The organism is Penaeicola halotolerans (genome assembly GCF_016464625.1).
Taxonomy (GTDB): Bacteria; Bacteroidota; Bacteroidia; order Cytophagales; family Cyclobacteriaceae; genus Penaeicola; species Penaeicola halotolerans.
In genome coordinates this window covers 1-16,530 of the sequence record NZ_JAEAGO010000002.1, presented here as the reverse complement: position 1 = coordinate 16,530, position 16,530 = coordinate 1, and the positions used below count along the sequence as shown (strand labels likewise).

Annotated in this window: 13 protein-coding genes; 8 read left to right on the top strand and 5 right to left on the bottom strand. The window is 39.6% G+C overall.

Translation table 11 applies throughout. From position 1 onward, the window contains the following. Positions 1-88 precede the first annotated feature (88 nt). The gene (locus I5349_RS04370) at positions 89-685 is read left to right on the top strand and encodes a YkgJ family cysteine cluster protein (RefSeq protein WP_226389521.1); all 597 of its coding nucleotides are present in this window, start codon (positions 89-91) and stop codon (positions 683-685) included. On the opposite strand, the gene I5349_RS04365 is transcribed toward I5349_RS04370, so the two are convergent. From I5349_RS04365 to I5349_RS04350, 4 genes are read right to left on the bottom strand one after another with little or no spacing between them, the layout of a single operon-like run. Continuing rightward, positions 682-1,389 carry a lysoplasmalogenase gene (locus I5349_RS04365; RefSeq protein ID WP_226389520.1) on the bottom strand — a complete coding sequence of 236 codons (708 nt, stop codon included), beginning with the start codon at positions 1,387-1,389 and terminating at the stop codon, positions 682-684. The two genes, I5349_RS04370 and I5349_RS04365, sit on opposite strands and share 4 nt — an antisense overlap. A 20-nt stretch (positions 1,390-1,409) precedes the next feature. Then, positions 1,410-1,748, bottom strand: coding sequence for a hypothetical protein (locus I5349_RS04360; protein ID WP_226389519.1), 339 nt, complete (start codon positions 1,746-1,748; stop codon positions 1,410-1,412). Between the two features lie 41 nt (positions 1,749-1,789). Further along, positions 1,790-4,837: an efflux RND transporter permease subunit gene (locus tag I5349_RS04355; protein WP_226389518.1), complete on the bottom strand. Its 3,048-nt coding sequence runs from the start codon at positions 4,835-4,837 to the stop codon at positions 1,790-1,792. Between the two features lie 11 nt (positions 4,838-4,848). Further along, a complete protein-coding gene (locus I5349_RS04350; protein WP_226389517.1) occupies positions 4,849-5,922 on the bottom strand; it encodes an efflux RND transporter periplasmic adaptor subunit in 1,074 nt (357 codons plus the stop codon). A 487-nt stretch (positions 5,923-6,409) separates the two neighbouring features. On the opposite strand from I5349_RS04350, the gene I5349_RS04345 reads away from it, so the two are divergent. The 4 genes from I5349_RS04345 (at position 6,410) to I5349_RS04330 (ending at position 12,544) form a co-directional block, all read left to right on the top strand. Next, a complete protein-coding gene (locus tag I5349_RS04345) occupies positions 6,410-9,658 on the top strand; it encodes a TonB-dependent receptor (protein WP_226389516.1) in 3,249 nt (1,082 codons plus the stop codon). 165 nt (positions 9,659-9,823) lie between these two features. Then, positions 9,824-10,705, top strand: coding sequence for a hypothetical protein (locus I5349_RS04340; RefSeq protein ID WP_226389515.1), 882 nt, complete (start codon positions 9,824-9,826; stop codon positions 10,703-10,705). Positions 10,706-10,754: 49 nt separating this feature from the next. Beyond that, positions 10,755-11,567, top strand: a complete 813-nt coding sequence (locus I5349_RS04335) for a hypothetical protein (protein ID WP_226389514.1) — start codon at positions 10,755-10,757, stop codon at positions 11,565-11,567. Positions 11,568-11,647: 80 nt separating this feature from the next. After that, positions 11,648-12,544 (top strand): hypothetical protein, encoded by an 897-nt coding sequence (locus I5349_RS04330; RefSeq protein ID WP_226389513.1) that lies wholly within the window; start codon positions 11,648-11,650, stop codon positions 12,542-12,544. Positions 12,545-12,660: 116 nt separating this feature from the next. Here the strand turns inward: I5349_RS04330 and I5349_RS04325 are convergent, their stop codons facing one another. Then, the gene (locus I5349_RS04325) at positions 12,661-13,413 is read right to left on the bottom strand and encodes a hypothetical protein (RefSeq protein ID WP_226389512.1); all 753 of its coding nucleotides are present in this window, start codon (positions 13,411-13,413) and stop codon (positions 12,661-12,663) included. Between the two features lie 473 nt (positions 13,414-13,886). Here I5349_RS04325 and I5349_RS04320 point away from each other — a divergent pair, with 473 nt between their 5' ends. The 3 genes from I5349_RS04320 to I5349_RS04310 form a co-directional block, all read left to right on the top strand. Beyond that, a complete protein-coding gene (locus I5349_RS04320) occupies positions 13,887-15,578 on the top strand; it encodes a tetratricopeptide repeat protein (protein WP_226389511.1) in 1,692 nt (563 codons plus the stop codon). 79 nt (positions 15,579-15,657) lie between these two features. Next, the gene (locus I5349_RS04315; protein WP_226389510.1) at positions 15,658-15,804 is read left to right on the top strand and encodes a hypothetical protein; all 147 of its coding nucleotides are present in this window, start codon (positions 15,658-15,660) and stop codon (positions 15,802-15,804) included. Between the two features lie 10 nt (positions 15,805-15,814). Then, on the top strand, positions 15,815-16,530 hold a 716-nt coding region (locus I5349_RS04310), incomplete at its 3' end, for an FG-GAP-like repeat-containing protein (RefSeq protein ID WP_226389509.1).

Below are 16,530 nucleotides of genomic sequence, written 5' to 3'. Positions count from 1 at the left end.
CAGCTTTTTTTATGACTAAAATATTTTTCAAAGAAGCCCAACAAGAGAAGGATACTCCACGTAAATTCGCATATTATTTATTACCTACTTGAGTATTAAACAAAAAGTTAGCGAAGTCAATCAAGTGTTTGACCAGCTAGGAGCGGAGATTGCCGCTTTTCAAAGTACTTCCCAATTATCCTGTGTAGCGGGCTGTGGTAAATGTTGCCAAAAGCCTGATATCAATGCTTCCGTTTTGGAGTTTTTGCCCTTAGCTTATGCCCTTTATCAAGAAGGTCGTGCTGACGAGGTTTATGATGAGATGACTCAGCTGGGAGCAGATGATTTTTGTCATTTTTTTAGACCAGTCAATAAGGAAGCTAATCAAGGGTACTGTGGCAGTTATCAGCAAAGAGGTTTGATCTGTAGGCTTTTTGGCTTCTCTGCTAGAAAGGACAAAAATGGACTACCTACGATGATTACCTGCAAAGTGATCAAAGAAGGTCAAGCCGAAAAATATCAAGAAACTGATCGCGCGATCAAATCAAAAGAGCTTGCCATTCCCAACAGCGCAGAGTTTTATATGCAGTTGTATTCGATAGACTTTGCCTTAGCACAAGAGCAGATGCCGATCAATGAAGCCATCAAGAGAGCGCTAGAGATCGTCTTGACCTACTACAGCTACGGTGGGGAAGAGGCAGTCTAAGCCTTCCGATGCTTGATGATCCCCTCTATCAAGAGATATTGCGCTAATCCATAAGTACCCATCACCCATAGTTGTCCATAAGCAATCGCAAAACTGAACTTTTGTATAGCTAAAAGAGCGTCAGAGACCATAAAGGAGATCGCCCCAAGGAAGATCAGCCAAAAGCTCTGAGCATTGGTTTTGCTGAAGCGATCTCTCGCTGTAGCAGCCATAGTAGTGATTGTCAAGATGTAGATGATCACGGGAAATTTCATACCTCCAAGCCCTGGAGAGATGATATAATAGATCAATGCTGCTGCTATCAAAATTGGTAAGTTGAAAATAAACTGCCTGATGAAGTTAGGGTGCTTTCTCACTGCAGGACTATTTTCGAGCTTTCTAAAAATCATGATATATAGCAAGTGTGCAATCAAAAATGACCCTAGTCCAAAGATAAAAAGTAAATCTTGTCTATAAGGAATCAGCAAAAATACATCTCCTAACCATGAAAAGGCAATGGCAAAACTGGTCATTTTCAGGGCGCCCGTTTGATCGTACTTTTTGATACTATCATAAAAATACAACCCTAGAAAAATCATCAAGCCGGGCTTGGTAATATAGCGAAAAGAGGAGATTTGAACCTCTATGAAATATAAGTCTAACAAAAGTGCTGTCCAGAAAAGAAACAGCCAATAGTAGCGCAAGTAAGAGCGTAGTGCAAGCATGGAAGTAAATTACTAAAAAATTACTCCACAGCCCTCAGATCAGTCAGGTTTATCAAATAGCGATAAGTTTGGGCATCACAGTATTCGGTGACATCTCCGCTAAAGATTACTTCCGCACTGGTTTGATTACCTAAAAAATCACTCGCTAAAGTCTCATTACAAACTTCATAGATGATTGTAAAAGAAGGAGGACTGACATCGGTGATCAAGTAACGGTCTCCTGATCGACTAAGCACACCATCTGCCAAAAGCACATCAGCTGTAGGCTTACCATCACAGCCACATCCAAGTGCCTCTGGCTCCTCACAAGCGCTGAGTCCTAAGAGGCAAAAAAGACCTAAGAATAGTTTTCGCTTCATCAGATGATTATTTGATCAATTCAAAGGTAACGAATTAGTCCTTAAGCTGCGCGCTTTGCACTCCTTGGAGTGATAAACCAATAAGCCAATGGAATGAAATACAAGGCGGTGAAGGTACCGATCGTCAAACCGCCAATCACACTATATACAAGCGGACGCTGTAAGTCAGCTCCCAATCCAGTAGAGAAAATCACTGGTATCAAAGCCAATATCGTAGTGATAGAAGTCATCAGGATTGGCTTTAGTCTGATTTCACCAGCTTTTAAGATCGCCTTTTCCAATATTTGTTTAGGATTGAGGCTAGCATCCTCAGCAGCGTAGTCTTTTCTTAAGCGATTGATCGTGTCGATCTTCAGGATGGCATCGTTGACCATGATACCCAGCATCACGACTAGTCCGATAGCAGACATGACATTGAGAGAAGAACCTGTAAGCCAAATGATTAAAAATGCACCACCTATACCAAGTGGTAGGGTAAATACTACAATCAAAGGCTGTACAAATGATTCAAACTGTGCAGCCAAGATAAAGTAAAGGAGCAAGACTGCAATCAGAAGGATATTGATCAATTGCTTGAGGTTTTCTTGGTCGCTAAAGTACCTACCTGTAAACTCTACTACGAAATTGTGGTCGATACCCCACTCCTGCATAGTGGACTGAGCAGCAGCCACATCGACATCTTCTTCAAAGTAGATGGACTGATAGATACCAGTCTTATCTGCTGTCACATATTTGTATCCAGTCGTCAAGTCATAGCTGACGAATTCGCTCAAAGGATACCGAGAGCTATCTGCTTGGATGAAGTTTGTATTGATCTTATTGACAAAATCCCCATCATCTTCCTTCAATACAATAGGAGTCACTTCTCCAAATCGCTTGATATCGGAGATATTGAAGTTACCAAAGAGTTTGTTCAATTGGTCTTCGAAAGTGGATGAGTTGATACGATATAGGCTGAGCTTTACTTGGTCAACTTGTAGATTGACCGCTGTCTCTTCCAGTGTGCCTGGGCCTCTTTTCCAAGGGGCTACAGTGATCTCTTCGAGCATTGGATTGAGTTGTTTGCCCGGAATGGGTGCTTTAGATTTGTTGTCTTTCCAGCGTGCCTCCAAGTAAGGCTCATTACTGCTAAAGAGTTGGTCAAAAGCATTTGGTGCATCGGCTATCTCAAATGAAGCCTCAGGATAGTTTTGATTAAGCTTTTGAGAGAGTTTGGTCTCTGCTGCCTCTTTTTGTTTTTGACTATCAAAGGCAAAATATATACTTGACTGTTGGACAGAGTTTTCACCATCGAAGAGCAAGAATTGCAACAGGCCTATATCTGACTCAGCTTGTAAGAACTCACCAGACAGGCCATTGACCAAATCCAACACCCTTTGCTTACCGATCTCAGCATCGATCGGTTCATTCCAATTGATATTGATAAGCGTCTCATTTTTTTCAATCGGTGGAAGACCCGCTTTAGGTAAAAACAGACCCAACCAAATAGCCAAGGGGATCAAAGCTGCAATCAAAATGAAGGAGATGCCTTTATTTGCAAAAATGCGGTAGAAAAGCTTTTTATATCCCTTTAAGATCGCAAGGTAAAAACGACTGTCTTCCTTAATAGCAGCTTGCTCTTGATTGCTGAAAAACAATTTGTACAGTAGCGGTAATAAGATAAATGCAACTAACAAAGAGACGCTCAATATAGCGGCCACTGATACCGCTTGATCAAAGAAAAGAGCTCCAGAAAGTCCATTTAAAAATACGAGTGGTAAGAATACCGCTAAGGTCGTTAGGACAGAACTGATCAAGGCGCCTGTCACTTCATTGACACCCTCTACACAGCTGCTGATCAAGTCTTGCCCTTCTTTTCGCTTACGCGTGATATTGTCTAAGACGATGATGGCATTGTCAATGAGCATTCCTAGACCAAGTGCCAAGCCAGAAAGAGAAATGATATTGATAGAAATATCGAAAAGGTAAAAGACTATAAAGCTGATCAATAAAGAAGTGGGAAGACTGATACCAATAATGATCGGCATACGATAATTTCCCATAAAAAAGAAAAGCACTCCAAAAGCGAAAATCCCTCCAAAGAGTAAGCTAGTTTTCAGATTGTCTATACCAGCATTGAGCAGCAGTGACTGATCTTGTGTCAGTTCAAAGTTTACCCCAGGATAGTCCACTTTAAAGACCTCAATAGCTTCATAAATTTTAGGAAGTAGGTCATTCATCTTGGCTTGTGCTTGCTTATGCACTGTAATGACCAAGCCTTCTTCTGCTCCAAAGAGGTGATAAGTAAAGGATTTTTTAGTCTCGTTTTTGACTTCAGCTAACCTACCTAGCTTAAAAACAGAACCATCTCTCCCCCTGACTGGAAGCTCTCTTATATCCGCTTCCCCATCTACTCGACTGGCCATACGCAATGAATAGCGATACTGGCCGTCTTGCACATTGAGATTGCTCAAGTCAGTATTTCCTGCCCTGATAGCATTGGTGATGTCATTCTCAGTGATATTCAGCGAACGGAGGATGTCTTTATAGGGCTTTACAGAGATGATATTTTCTTTTTTACCATTGATATCTACTAAGGAGACGCCCTCTATTTGCTCCAGTCTTTTTTTGAGCACATTCTCTGTGAGCAGAGAGGCTTGTATGAAGTTGATGGTATTGCTTGGGATGACTTGGACACGTACTACTGGAATATCCGAAGTATTGATACGGACTACTTGAGGTCGCTCGAGATCTCTAGGCAGGGAGTTGGTCAAGCGGTCGATTTTCTCATTGACCTCTATGTAGGCTAGTTCCATAGCAGTGCCATATTCAAAAGAAAGACGCACGGTACCATTTTCACTTCCCGCTTTGCTCTCCATAGACTCTAGGCCATTGAGCGTGATGAGGGATTCTCTGACACGGGAGAGAATGTTTTGCTCGATATTCTCAGGAGAACTATTTGGGGCATTGACCTTGACGATGATCTGCGGAACATCTATGGCAGGCAAAAGCGATACAGGAAGTAGCCTGAAAGTAATAAAACTAAACACCATCAGGGCTATGAAGGACATGATGACCCCGATAGGTCTTTCAATTAAAAATTTTACCATGCTAAATATGCTTAATTGATGACTTTGACTGGCGCATCATTGGCGATCTGAAGGTTGTTGCTAGTGATCACTACATCCCCATCTTTGATTTGGTCAAACTCTAAAAGCTCTACCTCTCGGCCATTGTCTAGCCCAGTGACTACATAGTTCCACTTGGCTACTCCATTGACTAGTTTGAAGACAACAGATCTGCCAGAGCGAATCACTACCGCGGATTTTGGAACGATGAGGTTGTCTTGTCTTGGGACTTTGATGATGGCTCGAGCATTCATGCCAGGGAGGAGTGCTTGGTTATTGCTGACTTGCAAAGTGACGCTGACCATACCATTTTCATCTACTTTAGGATTGATACTGCTGACAGTAGCAGAGATCGGTTCGGTGATGGCGGTGACAGGAAATATCTCTGCTTTATAGCCGATCTTGATTTGATTGATATCTGCTTCGAGGACTTTAGCTTTGAGGATCAGGTTTTGATTGCTGATGACAAAGCAGAGCTTGTCTCCAGAATTGACCAGACTCCCAGGCTTGAGCGATAAGTCCGCTATTTTGCCAGTGATAGGGGCATATATCTTAGTCTTCTCGAGGGCTAGTTCGGCTTCTTTCATACTGATCTCAGCTGCCTTGAGTCCTGATTTGAGTCTAAAGTTATTTTCCCTTGCAGCGAGTGATTCGGTAGAAAGGTCACCATCTGTGAAGGCAAACTTTTCATTTTCAAACTCCAACTCTGCAGATGCCAGAGCAATTTTAGCCTTTTCATAGGCTAGTAGTGCTTCAGGCGCATCGATAGTAGCGATGAGCTGTCCTTGATTGACTACCTGGCCTTCTTTGGCAGAGAGGTTTCTGATGTAACCATTTTGCTGGACGACCAACTGTACTTCAGCAGCAGCTTCTATCTTACCAGTCGTATTGACGAGGTATTCAAAAGTCTTGTAGCTGGCTTTTCCAGTGGTGACGGTAGTTGGCTCTATGTCTCCTTTGACAGTGACTGGATCTACTTCTTTGCTAGCTTCTTCGGATTTTCCGGCACAGGCAAGTGTGAGAGCGGATAGAATTAAAAATGCTAGAACTTTATGTGTTAAGCGCATTATGTTGAGGTTTTAGCTTTTGAGAATACCAATAAAGCAAAAAAAAGCAATAAAATAAAAATACGATACTAAATATATAGTTAAATTTTGTGAACGGTTCGATTGAGCGGTTTTAGATCTGTTGGTATTAGTCTGCAAAATGTGTCAAAAAAGGGGAGTTGTTAATAGGCAATAAAAACTCAGATGATGGCAATTTTTTAATATTGTTAACAAAGGCTATGTTAATTTACCGTTTATCACAGTGAGGGAACATAATTTTGATTAATAGGGAATAGAAGCAGTTCTTAATGAAAAACGAAAGGTGAAAGAATAAAAACAGCAGATAAAATTTTGTCTCAATGTTAAGTTAATGTTAACAAAACTTAAATAAAGTTCGCATAAAATTAATAATTAGGGAAAATTCAAACCACAGAGAAGGCCTACCTTTGTAACGTTGAAAAAGTAATTCTAGAACCTTTACAAAAATAAACAAACCTAAAAATCAATTATGAAAAAATCATTACTGATTAATCTCCTTGCAGCAGTAATGTTTGTGTTTGGTGCACAGACATTGTATGCACAAGGTGTGACTACTGCCTCGATGACAGGGGTGGTGACAGACGCGAATGGTGAGACATTACCAGGAGCAAACGTACTAGCCATCCACGAGCCTTCAGGAACTCGTTATGGTGTAGCTACTAGAAATGACGGTCGTTTTACAATCCCAGCGATGCGTCTAGGCGGTCCCTACACAGTAACCGTTACTTATGTTGGTTTTGAAACAGCTAAGTTTGAAAACATCAACCTTTCTTTAGGTCAAGTTTACAGATTGGATCCAGTACTTACTGAAGCAGGTGTTGAACTAACAGGTGTGGAAATTCTTTCTCAGAGAAGCCCAATTTTGAACGATGAGCGTTCAGGTGCGGCTACAAACATCTCAAATGAGCAAATCAATTCCCTTCCTACAATCAGCAGAAGTATATTCGACTTCACAAGATTGACACCACAAGCGTCAGGTGGAGGTTTCGCTGGTGCGGATTCAAGATTCAATAACCTTACAATTGACGGATCTATTTTCAACAACTCTTTTGGTCTTTCAAGTACACCAGCCGGTCAGACTAACTCTACTCCAATTTCTCTTGATGCGATTGAAGAAATCCAAGTTAACCTTTCTCCTTATGATGTAACGCAAGGTGGATTTACAGGTGCTGGTATCAACGCAGTAACTAGATCAGGTGATAACGAGTTTAGAGGTTCAGTTTTCTACAACTTTAGAAACAACGAATTACTTGGAGATAATGCTAAGGGCAATCCAGTAATTACAGATCAGTTTGATGTAAGCCAATATGGTTTCAGATTAGGTGGTCCAATCATCAAGAATAAACTATTCTTCTTCATTAACGCTGAATCGGAAAGAAGAACAGATCCAAACTCTCAGTTTATAGCTTCTCCAGGAGAAGGAACTAACGTGACTAGAGTACTAAGATCTGATTATCAGCAATTAAGACAGTATCTTCTAGATAACTATGGATATAACACAGGTGAGTTTGAGAACTATTCTTTAAGAACTGAGTCTGACAAAATTTTGATCAAGCTTGATTACAACATCAACAATAATCACAGACTTTCATTAAGATACAATCAATTGAAGTCTTTGAGAGATGTTCCAGCTTCTAACTCTAACTCAATAAGTGGAAGAAGAGATAACCTATTCTCTCTTAGTGCTCAGGCTACTAACTACATCATCAACAATGATATCTACTCAGGTATTGCTGAGTTGAACTCAACATTTGGTACTAGATTCTCAAACAGACTCCTAGTTGGTTTTACTGCTAATAGAGATTTTAGAGGATCTACTGGAGGTATATTCCCACAAGTTGATATCTTAGAAGGTGGACGTAACTATCTTTCATTTGGATATGAGCCATTCTCACCAAATAACAGACTAGATACTGATACTTGGCAGGTACAGAATAACTTCACGGCTTACTACAACGATCATACAGTAACTGTTGGAGCTAACTTTGAGTCTTTTGAGTTTACTAATGGATTTACACCATTCTATTATGGTCAGTATATCTTTAACTCTCTAGAGGATTTCTATACTGCTTCTGATGGATTCTTGAGTGGCAACCCAGCAAACGTAGATTTAGCAAGATATCAGTTGACGTATTCAGCGCTTGAAAATAACGCTATTCCATTTGCAATCACTAGAGCTTATCAGATTGGTGCTTATATCCAAGATGAGTGGAATGTAACAAGAAACTTCAAGCTAACTGCAGGTTTAAGATTTGACATACCAACTTTTGGTAATACAGCCTTGAATAACCCAGCTGTTGAGTCTTTGACTTTCCAAGATCCAAACAGAAATGACATTCAACTGAGCACAAGCCAACTTCCAGAAGCTTCAATTCTTTTCTCTCCAAGAGTAGGTTTCAACTGGGATGCTAAAGGTGACAGAAGCTTACAGGTAAGAGGTGGAACAGGTATCTTCTCTGGTCGTCCAGCTTTCGTGTGGATCTCTAACCAAGTTGGTAACAATGGTATCTTGACTGGTAACATTTTTGAAAATGACACGAATACTGGTCAGTTCCCGTGGAGCCCAGATGTAAATGCAAACATACCTGCTAATGCAACAACTCCTTCTTCATTTGCTATCAATGCAACTGAGAGAGATTTTAAATGGCCACAAGTATGGAGATCAAATATCGCAGTGGACGCACAACTTCCAGGGGGCATTGTAGGTACAGTAGAATACATCTACACTCAGAACATCAATAATGTCATTTATTATGATGCAAACCTTGAGGAGCCGGTAGGTAACCTTGCGGGTCCAGATAATAGACCTTTCTTTGGTTCAAGCAATAATGCTAGAAGAATTAATGACAATATTAACAATGCTTATGTATTAGGAAACTATGGTGGTGGATTTGGTCATAACTTGACTTTCTCTGCTCAAAAGTCTTTCTCTAATGGATTCTTCTTCTCAGCTGCTTACAACTTTGGAGCAACTAAAGATCTAGTATCTCTTGGGTCAACTGCGGGTTCATCTTATAATGGCGGTAGAACAATTACTAGCAACAATACACTTGATCTATCTTTCTCAGATAATGATCAAAGACATAGAGCGATCTTCACTGCTTCTTACAGAAAAGAATATAAAATAGGTGCTACGCAAATCTCAGCTTTCTGGGAGGGTAGAAACCTAGGTAGATTCTCTTATGTGTACAATGGTGATGCTAACAGAGACGGTATCTTTGGTAACGATTTGATCTACATCCCAACAGCTGATGAGGTTCAAGCAATGAATTTTGCTGATATCACTGGTGGCGCTAATGCTCCATTTACAGCTGCTCAGCAAAGAGCTTACTTTGAGCAGTATATTCAGCAGGATAAGTACCTAAGATCAAATAGAGGTAGCTATGCTGAAAGAAATGGTGGTATCCTTCCATGGGTAGCTAGAATGGATGTTTCTATCGTACAAGATTTCTTCGTAAATGTTGGAGGAAAAAGAAATACTTTCCAGTTTAGAACTGATATCATCAACGCTGGTAACTTGATCAATAGTGACCTAGGTGTAGCTAGAGTAACTAACAATACTCAGTTACTATCTGTATCGGCAATCGATGCGAATGGTGTACCTACTTACCAGTTACAAAGAACAAACGGTGTGCTTGGAACAAGTACATTTAGAGATGCCGCTTCTTTGAATGATGTATGGCAATTACAATTCAGCTTAAGATATATTTTCAACTGAGCAATAAGCTGATAATCAATAAAAAAGGGCTGCCATTGGTAGCCCTTTTTTATGTCTTTGAGGTTAATATTTATTAAATTAAATATATTTTTAATTATATTAGTAACCGTATAGATCGATTTTCGTAAGTAAAAGCAGTTTTAAAAACTATTTAAATTTACTTTAATGAAAATCAGTTTTCTCATAATACCCCTTGTTGTATCTTTCTTTTATTTATCGGCTAGTGGTCAAGGGTTTGATAATTGGGACACCTTATTTTATGAAGGTACTTCAGAAGCAGTTATAGTAACAGAGGTAGCTGATGAGGTCATAAAATACAAGTATCCTGAAGAACATGCAGTATTTTCTAAGAGTAAACTTTACGTTGATAGTATCATCTTTAGCAGTGGTAGGAAGCTCATTTTTGAATCACCTATCAAGGAAGTAAATGGTTTAGAAGATTTTAAGAATGTCTATATCTCATATCATAAAGAGGATGTAGTTGGTCTTGTAGATATGGGAATAGTATCCCCAGATTTTGTCTATAACTATTCTGGTTATAACGATGATCCTGACTATGACCATTCTATAATGGATCGTATTAGATTAGAAGCAGCTATGCTTGGGGCTGAAATTGTTTATATATCTCCCGAGTATTTAATGGGTTCACGTAACTATCTCTCTGCATCTCCAAGTATCCATGCTTTTAGTCTCCAATCTATTGATAAAAAATCATTGCAAGGATGGCTTGAAACTAATTTATATGGGCTATCAAAGGAAATTAGGTATGGCTGGCTTGCGGATAGTCCAAGAATAATTGATCATTCCTCTAATGGCTTATTTCCAGCCAGCGTAAATAACCTCTTCACGGAAGGGGAAGCTGTATTTTTAGATGTAGAGTTACATGTTTTAGAGGCTAATCGTAGTCATGTCATATTTGCTAGTGAGGGGAAAATAGTGCTTGCGAAGCGGAAGGATGGTTTTCTAGTTAATTATGAATTGATCAAAATAGAAAATCATCCACAGTTGGATAGAAAAAGAAGTATGTCATTAAATAATCAGCAATAAGAATTTCATTAACCATTTAATATAATAATTACCATCTAAATCAATTTTTATGAAAAAGTACATTTTATCATTATTGACCGTTTCATTGAGTTATCTAGCTATAGCGCAAGGCACTTCAGATCGTATTACCAAAGTAGATGGAAGCACTATCGAGGGTACTGTAGTAGAAATAGATGACAAACAGATCAAGTACCAATTAGTTGGTCAAAAGGCTTTGCGTAGTTTATCTACACTTGCCATATCAGAGATCACTTATGCCAATGGGTCAAAGGAGAGTATTCCTAACCGTTTCGATGGTTTTAAAGATGAGGGGTATGCCTCTGGCATGTACATTACAAAGGATTCTCGAGATATAGCGGGGCTTACTGAAGTTGGTAGAATATTCAGCAAAGCAAGAGCTACCTTGCTGGTTAGTCCTGTAAACAATGTCAATAATAGGGCTTTGCGTAAGCTAAAATTAGAGGCTGAGTTTTATGGAGCAGATGTGCTGCTTATTCAAGAATCAGAATTAAAACATGATTTTGGAGATAAGCTCCAAACCTATAGTGCAGTAGCTTACGCGCTTAATCCAAGACCAAGTCTTGAGACAGTCAATGACTTTATAACTGCCAATAAGCTCTACGTATCTTCTATAAGCAAATTTCGAAGATCACTCTGGTTCTCAACTGATAATAAGGAAACGTTTGATGTTGCTGTAGATATAGACAATGTAGAGGCTGTAGGTAACAAAGTGTTTTTGCAAGTAAACTATCCAGGCAATGAAATAATTAATTGGGAGGTTGTCAGTATCAAAGACAATATGGTTACTTTATTAAACCATGATGGAAAAGTGGCTAGTAGGTTAATTTTAACTACTAAGTAATTTTATAACTTTACATGAAAAAGTTCCGTAGACTTACTTAATTTTAGTTTTTAAAGAATACTTATACAAATCCTCATGCTATGCAAAAAATATTCATAAGCTCATTACTAATCATTGCTGTAGCATTCTCTGCTATGGCCCAAGATGCTGTAGACTACCTTGTCTACAAAGGAGAGAAGACCCCTGTAAAGATCATAGAAGTAGGGTCTAAACAGATTAAATACCGATATCCTGGTGAAGAGGCGATCTATTCAATGAGTAAGTTGCAGGTAGAAAAGGTCATCTTTGCTTCGGGTAGAGAGGAGGTTTTTGATGTACCTGTGAAGCCAGTCAAGGGGCTATCTGATGCGAATAATGTTTACCTGACATACATTCAAGATGAGGTTGATGGCCTCTTGTCCAAAGGCTCTGTGTTCTCTAAGGCAGTAGGGGTGACAACCCTGAGTGCGATCAATACAGTGAATAATCGTGCTACAGATAAACTTAAAGCAGAGGCAGCTATGCTAGGAGCTAATGTGGTTTTTGTAGGTAATACTTTTACAAGAGGCAATCAAGCTGGAGGTAAAAACCAAGCAGGCGTCTCTACGATGACATCACTTTCTGGGACTGCTTTCTCTACAGATAAGATCAGCTTAGATGAAGTGCAAGCGATGACTGCTGGTAAGGAGTTTCTGCCCTTTATGATCAATAAGCTTAATAGGAATGCTTGGAGTCCTAATACTTTTAATCCTTTTTATGAGTCCAAGAAACCTCTAGAGAAACTCACCTTGAACGGTTTTTATGTAGAAGATGGTAAGGTGATGATCAAAACTAGTGGGGTGCCAAAGACAAAACAGCAGGTATTTGAAGTGGTCAATCTGGAGGCTGATGGCTTTATTACCCTGATGCACAGAGACAGCAAAGTGATCTATAATTATATCTTCATTGATACCGATCATGAGTTTGCTCAAGCTTATCTGAAGAATAGAGCTCAATAATAATTGTAAACATATTTCATTTCAAAGCCCTGTTTATAAAAGCAGGGCTTTTGTTTTGTATATAAAAAGCCCGCGCAAATGCACGGGCTCCCAATAAAATAGCCATAAATAAAGCGTCAATACTTGATCAGTCGCCAAGCACTCACAAACCCAGCGCCACTACCCGTGTAGAGCTTATTAGGCTCTCCATTGATCACATCAAAGAACTCCATCGTACACATCAAAATGCCTACGACAGGTCCTTCTACTCCTTTCAAGATATCTTCTACAGACATCGAAACAGACACCTGATCTCCTACATGGTGAGCCTTTGGTACAGGAAGGTAATCACTCTCATGGAGACACAGCAAGCCATTAAATTCCCAAGTTTCATTAAACATGATCACATGATACTGCATCTTGAAATGCGTCACAGATGGAGGGATTTTAGAGAAGATTACCTCGTGATTGAGTTCGAGTAGCATACCCTCTTGACTGATTCGAGGAAAGCTATGCAGGTAGTTCCTAAGCTTAGGTTCTTTACTAAATTCAAAACCTTTCAATAAACCAAGTTCTCCGAACGTAACTTTTTTGTATTTAGTTTCGTTTATCTTGTCAGTTTTGGTGATCCGCTGCATCAAACCATTGAGTTTTTGATACACATATCTGTGTTCATACTCATGAGTGAGTGGACTTACCAAATCGCGGATGTTTTTTGAAATATTGGAGCTATTAGCAAATGTTTTAATACTACGATGCCATCCAGCTGTTTGCTGAAGGGCTTTGACTGGTGAGGTATATCTTTTGGCAAAATAACCAGTTTTAGTTTTGTAATAGGTAATATCACCTATTCTACCTCTAAGTTTATTTGAGCCTTCTTGTCTCGCCATAGTTGTAAATATTTGGTGAAATTCTAAAATAATAACTAATTAAAAATATGTCAAGAAAAATTGTAATTATTTTAGATTTTAGAAAGTGGAACTCCAATAGAACACCAATTCAGCACCAATTCAACACCAATAGAACACCATGTATAAATGGAGAATACCTGCATATAAAGGGGACTTAACCCCTATGCAAACCGTCACCAAAGCCATAAATAAGCCTTACCCTATTTAATCATGATGAGGAATACATTGCCCAAATACACTTAGGCATAGAAAACTATCCGAAATCATAACAAGTAGAGACGCGATTTATCGCGTCTCTATGTGGGAAATTGGTGCCGAGGGTGATTTAAGCCATGGTCTGTTTAATTATAGTATTTTAATATTAGACCCATGACAGATAGTCTTTATTTAATATGAATAGTGGAATTTGTTTTTTCTACTATCTTTGAAAGCTTAGGGATAAGTGCTTTAGAATGAGATTTGCGATAGCCTTTATTGGTTTCTTCTTTATACTATCACTGCGTATTGAGGCGCAATATGCACAGCTACTGGGTAAGCCGTACAAAGATCAAGTAGGCATATTATCCTCGCTGTATTATCAAGCGAAGTATGCAGATATATCTATTCAAGATACTTTATCGGGGATGCGTCAGTTGGCGGCTTTGGCGAATGATCCAGATTTGATGTTGGAGGCAGATTTATTAGAAGCCTCTTACTATGTCTCAAGAAAGCTTAGTCCAGTAGACAAACTGATAGCTATACAAGAGAAAAGCGAGCGAGAAGGTCAACTATACATCGCCTGTCGCGCGGCCAATGCGATCGCAGAAACCTATTGGGAGCAACAGGAATTTGAAAAATCTATCCGGTGGCATTTGCTCTTAGATGAGCTCATGAGTAATCTAGAATTGGAGGAATTTCCGGACAAACCCATCTTTCTGCAGGAAATTGGCAATGACTTCTTCTTTTTTGGTGATTATCAAAGAGCTATCAGCTACTTTAAAAGGGTCATCGATATGCCATTTACTGATTTATATACTTTTGCCTTTAGACATGCCTTAAATGACCTTGGCCTTTCTCACAGGGAGTTAAATCAATTAGACAGTTCAGATGTAGTCTTTGAGAAGCTTTTAGCTCATGCAGATTCTACTTCCCCACAGTGGGTAGGAATAGCATCAGGAAATTTGGGATATAATGCTTATTTGCGAAAGGATTTTGCCCGAGCGATTCCATTGTTGCTAAAAGACATTGAGATAGCAGAGCAATATGGAGAACTTGGACTTGCAGCTGGAGCCTATATCCCGCTGGCGGATATCTACTTATCAGAAGGTAAACTAACACTGGCTGGCGATTATCTTAAAAAAGCAAAGAGGTATATCTACCAAACACAACAACTCGATCGCTTGGCAAGGTACTACCCAATAGCCAGTAAATGGCAAGCTAAAATGAATCAGCCCCAGAAGGCAATTCTTTACCTAGACTCAGCACTCATCTGGCAGAAAAGTGTCAATGAAAAATTCAGTGCTTTGCAACTCATGAGGGCCAACCAAGAGGTGATAGCCAGCCAAAATGAAAAGGCCATCCAAGAGCTGAATGAAAAGGCGAAAAGAAACAGGTTGGTCAGAAATACTAGCTTGATTGTCCTAGGAATTATCTTGATAGGTTTGTTGATCATTTACCAACAACAAAGTCAACGCATCAAAGCAGAGCGGAAACTTAAAAAGGCTGAGTTGAGCCAAGCCCATATAGAACTAGAAAGTGCCAAAACCTTACTTGAAACCTACAGACGTAAGATCAACAATAATTCTAAGATCATACAATCTTTAGAAGATGCGGAAGATATAGGTGAAAAGGAAAAGACCATAGAGGCACTTCGCGCTACCACGATCCTCACAGAGACTGATTGGGATGCTTTTAGGGCACAGTTTCAAAAAGCCTTTCCACAGCTACTGGAAAAACTGCTGGATAGCTACCCCAATCTTTCACCAGCAGATGTTAGATTTTTACTGCTAACCAAACTAGAATTATCCTCATTAGAGATCGCCAATGCCTTAGGCGTATCCCCTGCTTCCCTGCGTGTGACTTGGTACAGGATCCGTAAAAAGCTCGATTTGCAAAAAGACTTCCCTCCTGCATTATTTTTTGAAACCCTCTTTTCTGGTCAATAAAGGCAGGTTTCTGCATTTGTAACGCACTTGTAACGGGCATTTCGCCCGTTTTTTTTTGTCCCCAGCCTACCTTGTGTACATGAATCATATTATTTCCGCTCGAGAACTGAAGCTAGCTTTTTGCATCGTGATACTACTACTCATAGGAATCATGATCATCAGGTACTATCAGCTCAAGCAGCAAGAGATAGAACAGGACATTGAACAAATAAAGCTTAACCACTAATCGAATTTACATGCAGAGATTTTTACTAACAATCATCCTGATCTTTAGTAGCTTGATGACTATATCAGTACAGCAAGTCATGGCACAGGCTTTACCAGCCTTTGAAGCTATCAACGCAGTTTTAGAAGGAGTTGCTGAAGGTTCAGTAGCTTGGGGAGACTATGATGGGGATGGCGATTTGGATGTCTTATTAACAGGTCGAAATGCAAGTGGTCAAGGAATCAGTCAGGTTTATCGCAATAATGGAGACAACACTTTTACAGACATTAACGCTGGTTTAGCAGGGGTATCTTTTAGTTCAGTAGCTTGGGGAGATTATGATGGAGATGGTGATCTCGATATTTTGTTGACTGGTTTTAGTGCAAGTAGTCGAATCAGTCAGGTTTATCGCAATGATGGAGGAGATAATTTTACAGCTATCAGCGCAGGTTTAGAAGGGGTATCTTTTAGTTCAGTAGCTTGGGGTGACTATGATGGAGATGGCGATTTGGACATATTATTAACAGGTCAAGCTGCAAGTGGACGAATCAGTCGGGTTTATCGCAATAATGGAGACAATACCTTTGAAGACATTAACGCAGGTTTAGAAGGGGTAGGTTTTAGTTCAGTAGCCTGGGGAGATTATGATGGTGATGGTGATTTGGATATTTTATTAACAGGTCAAGCTGCAAGTGGACGAATCAGTCGGGTTTATCGCAATAATGGAGACAATACCTTTGAAGACAT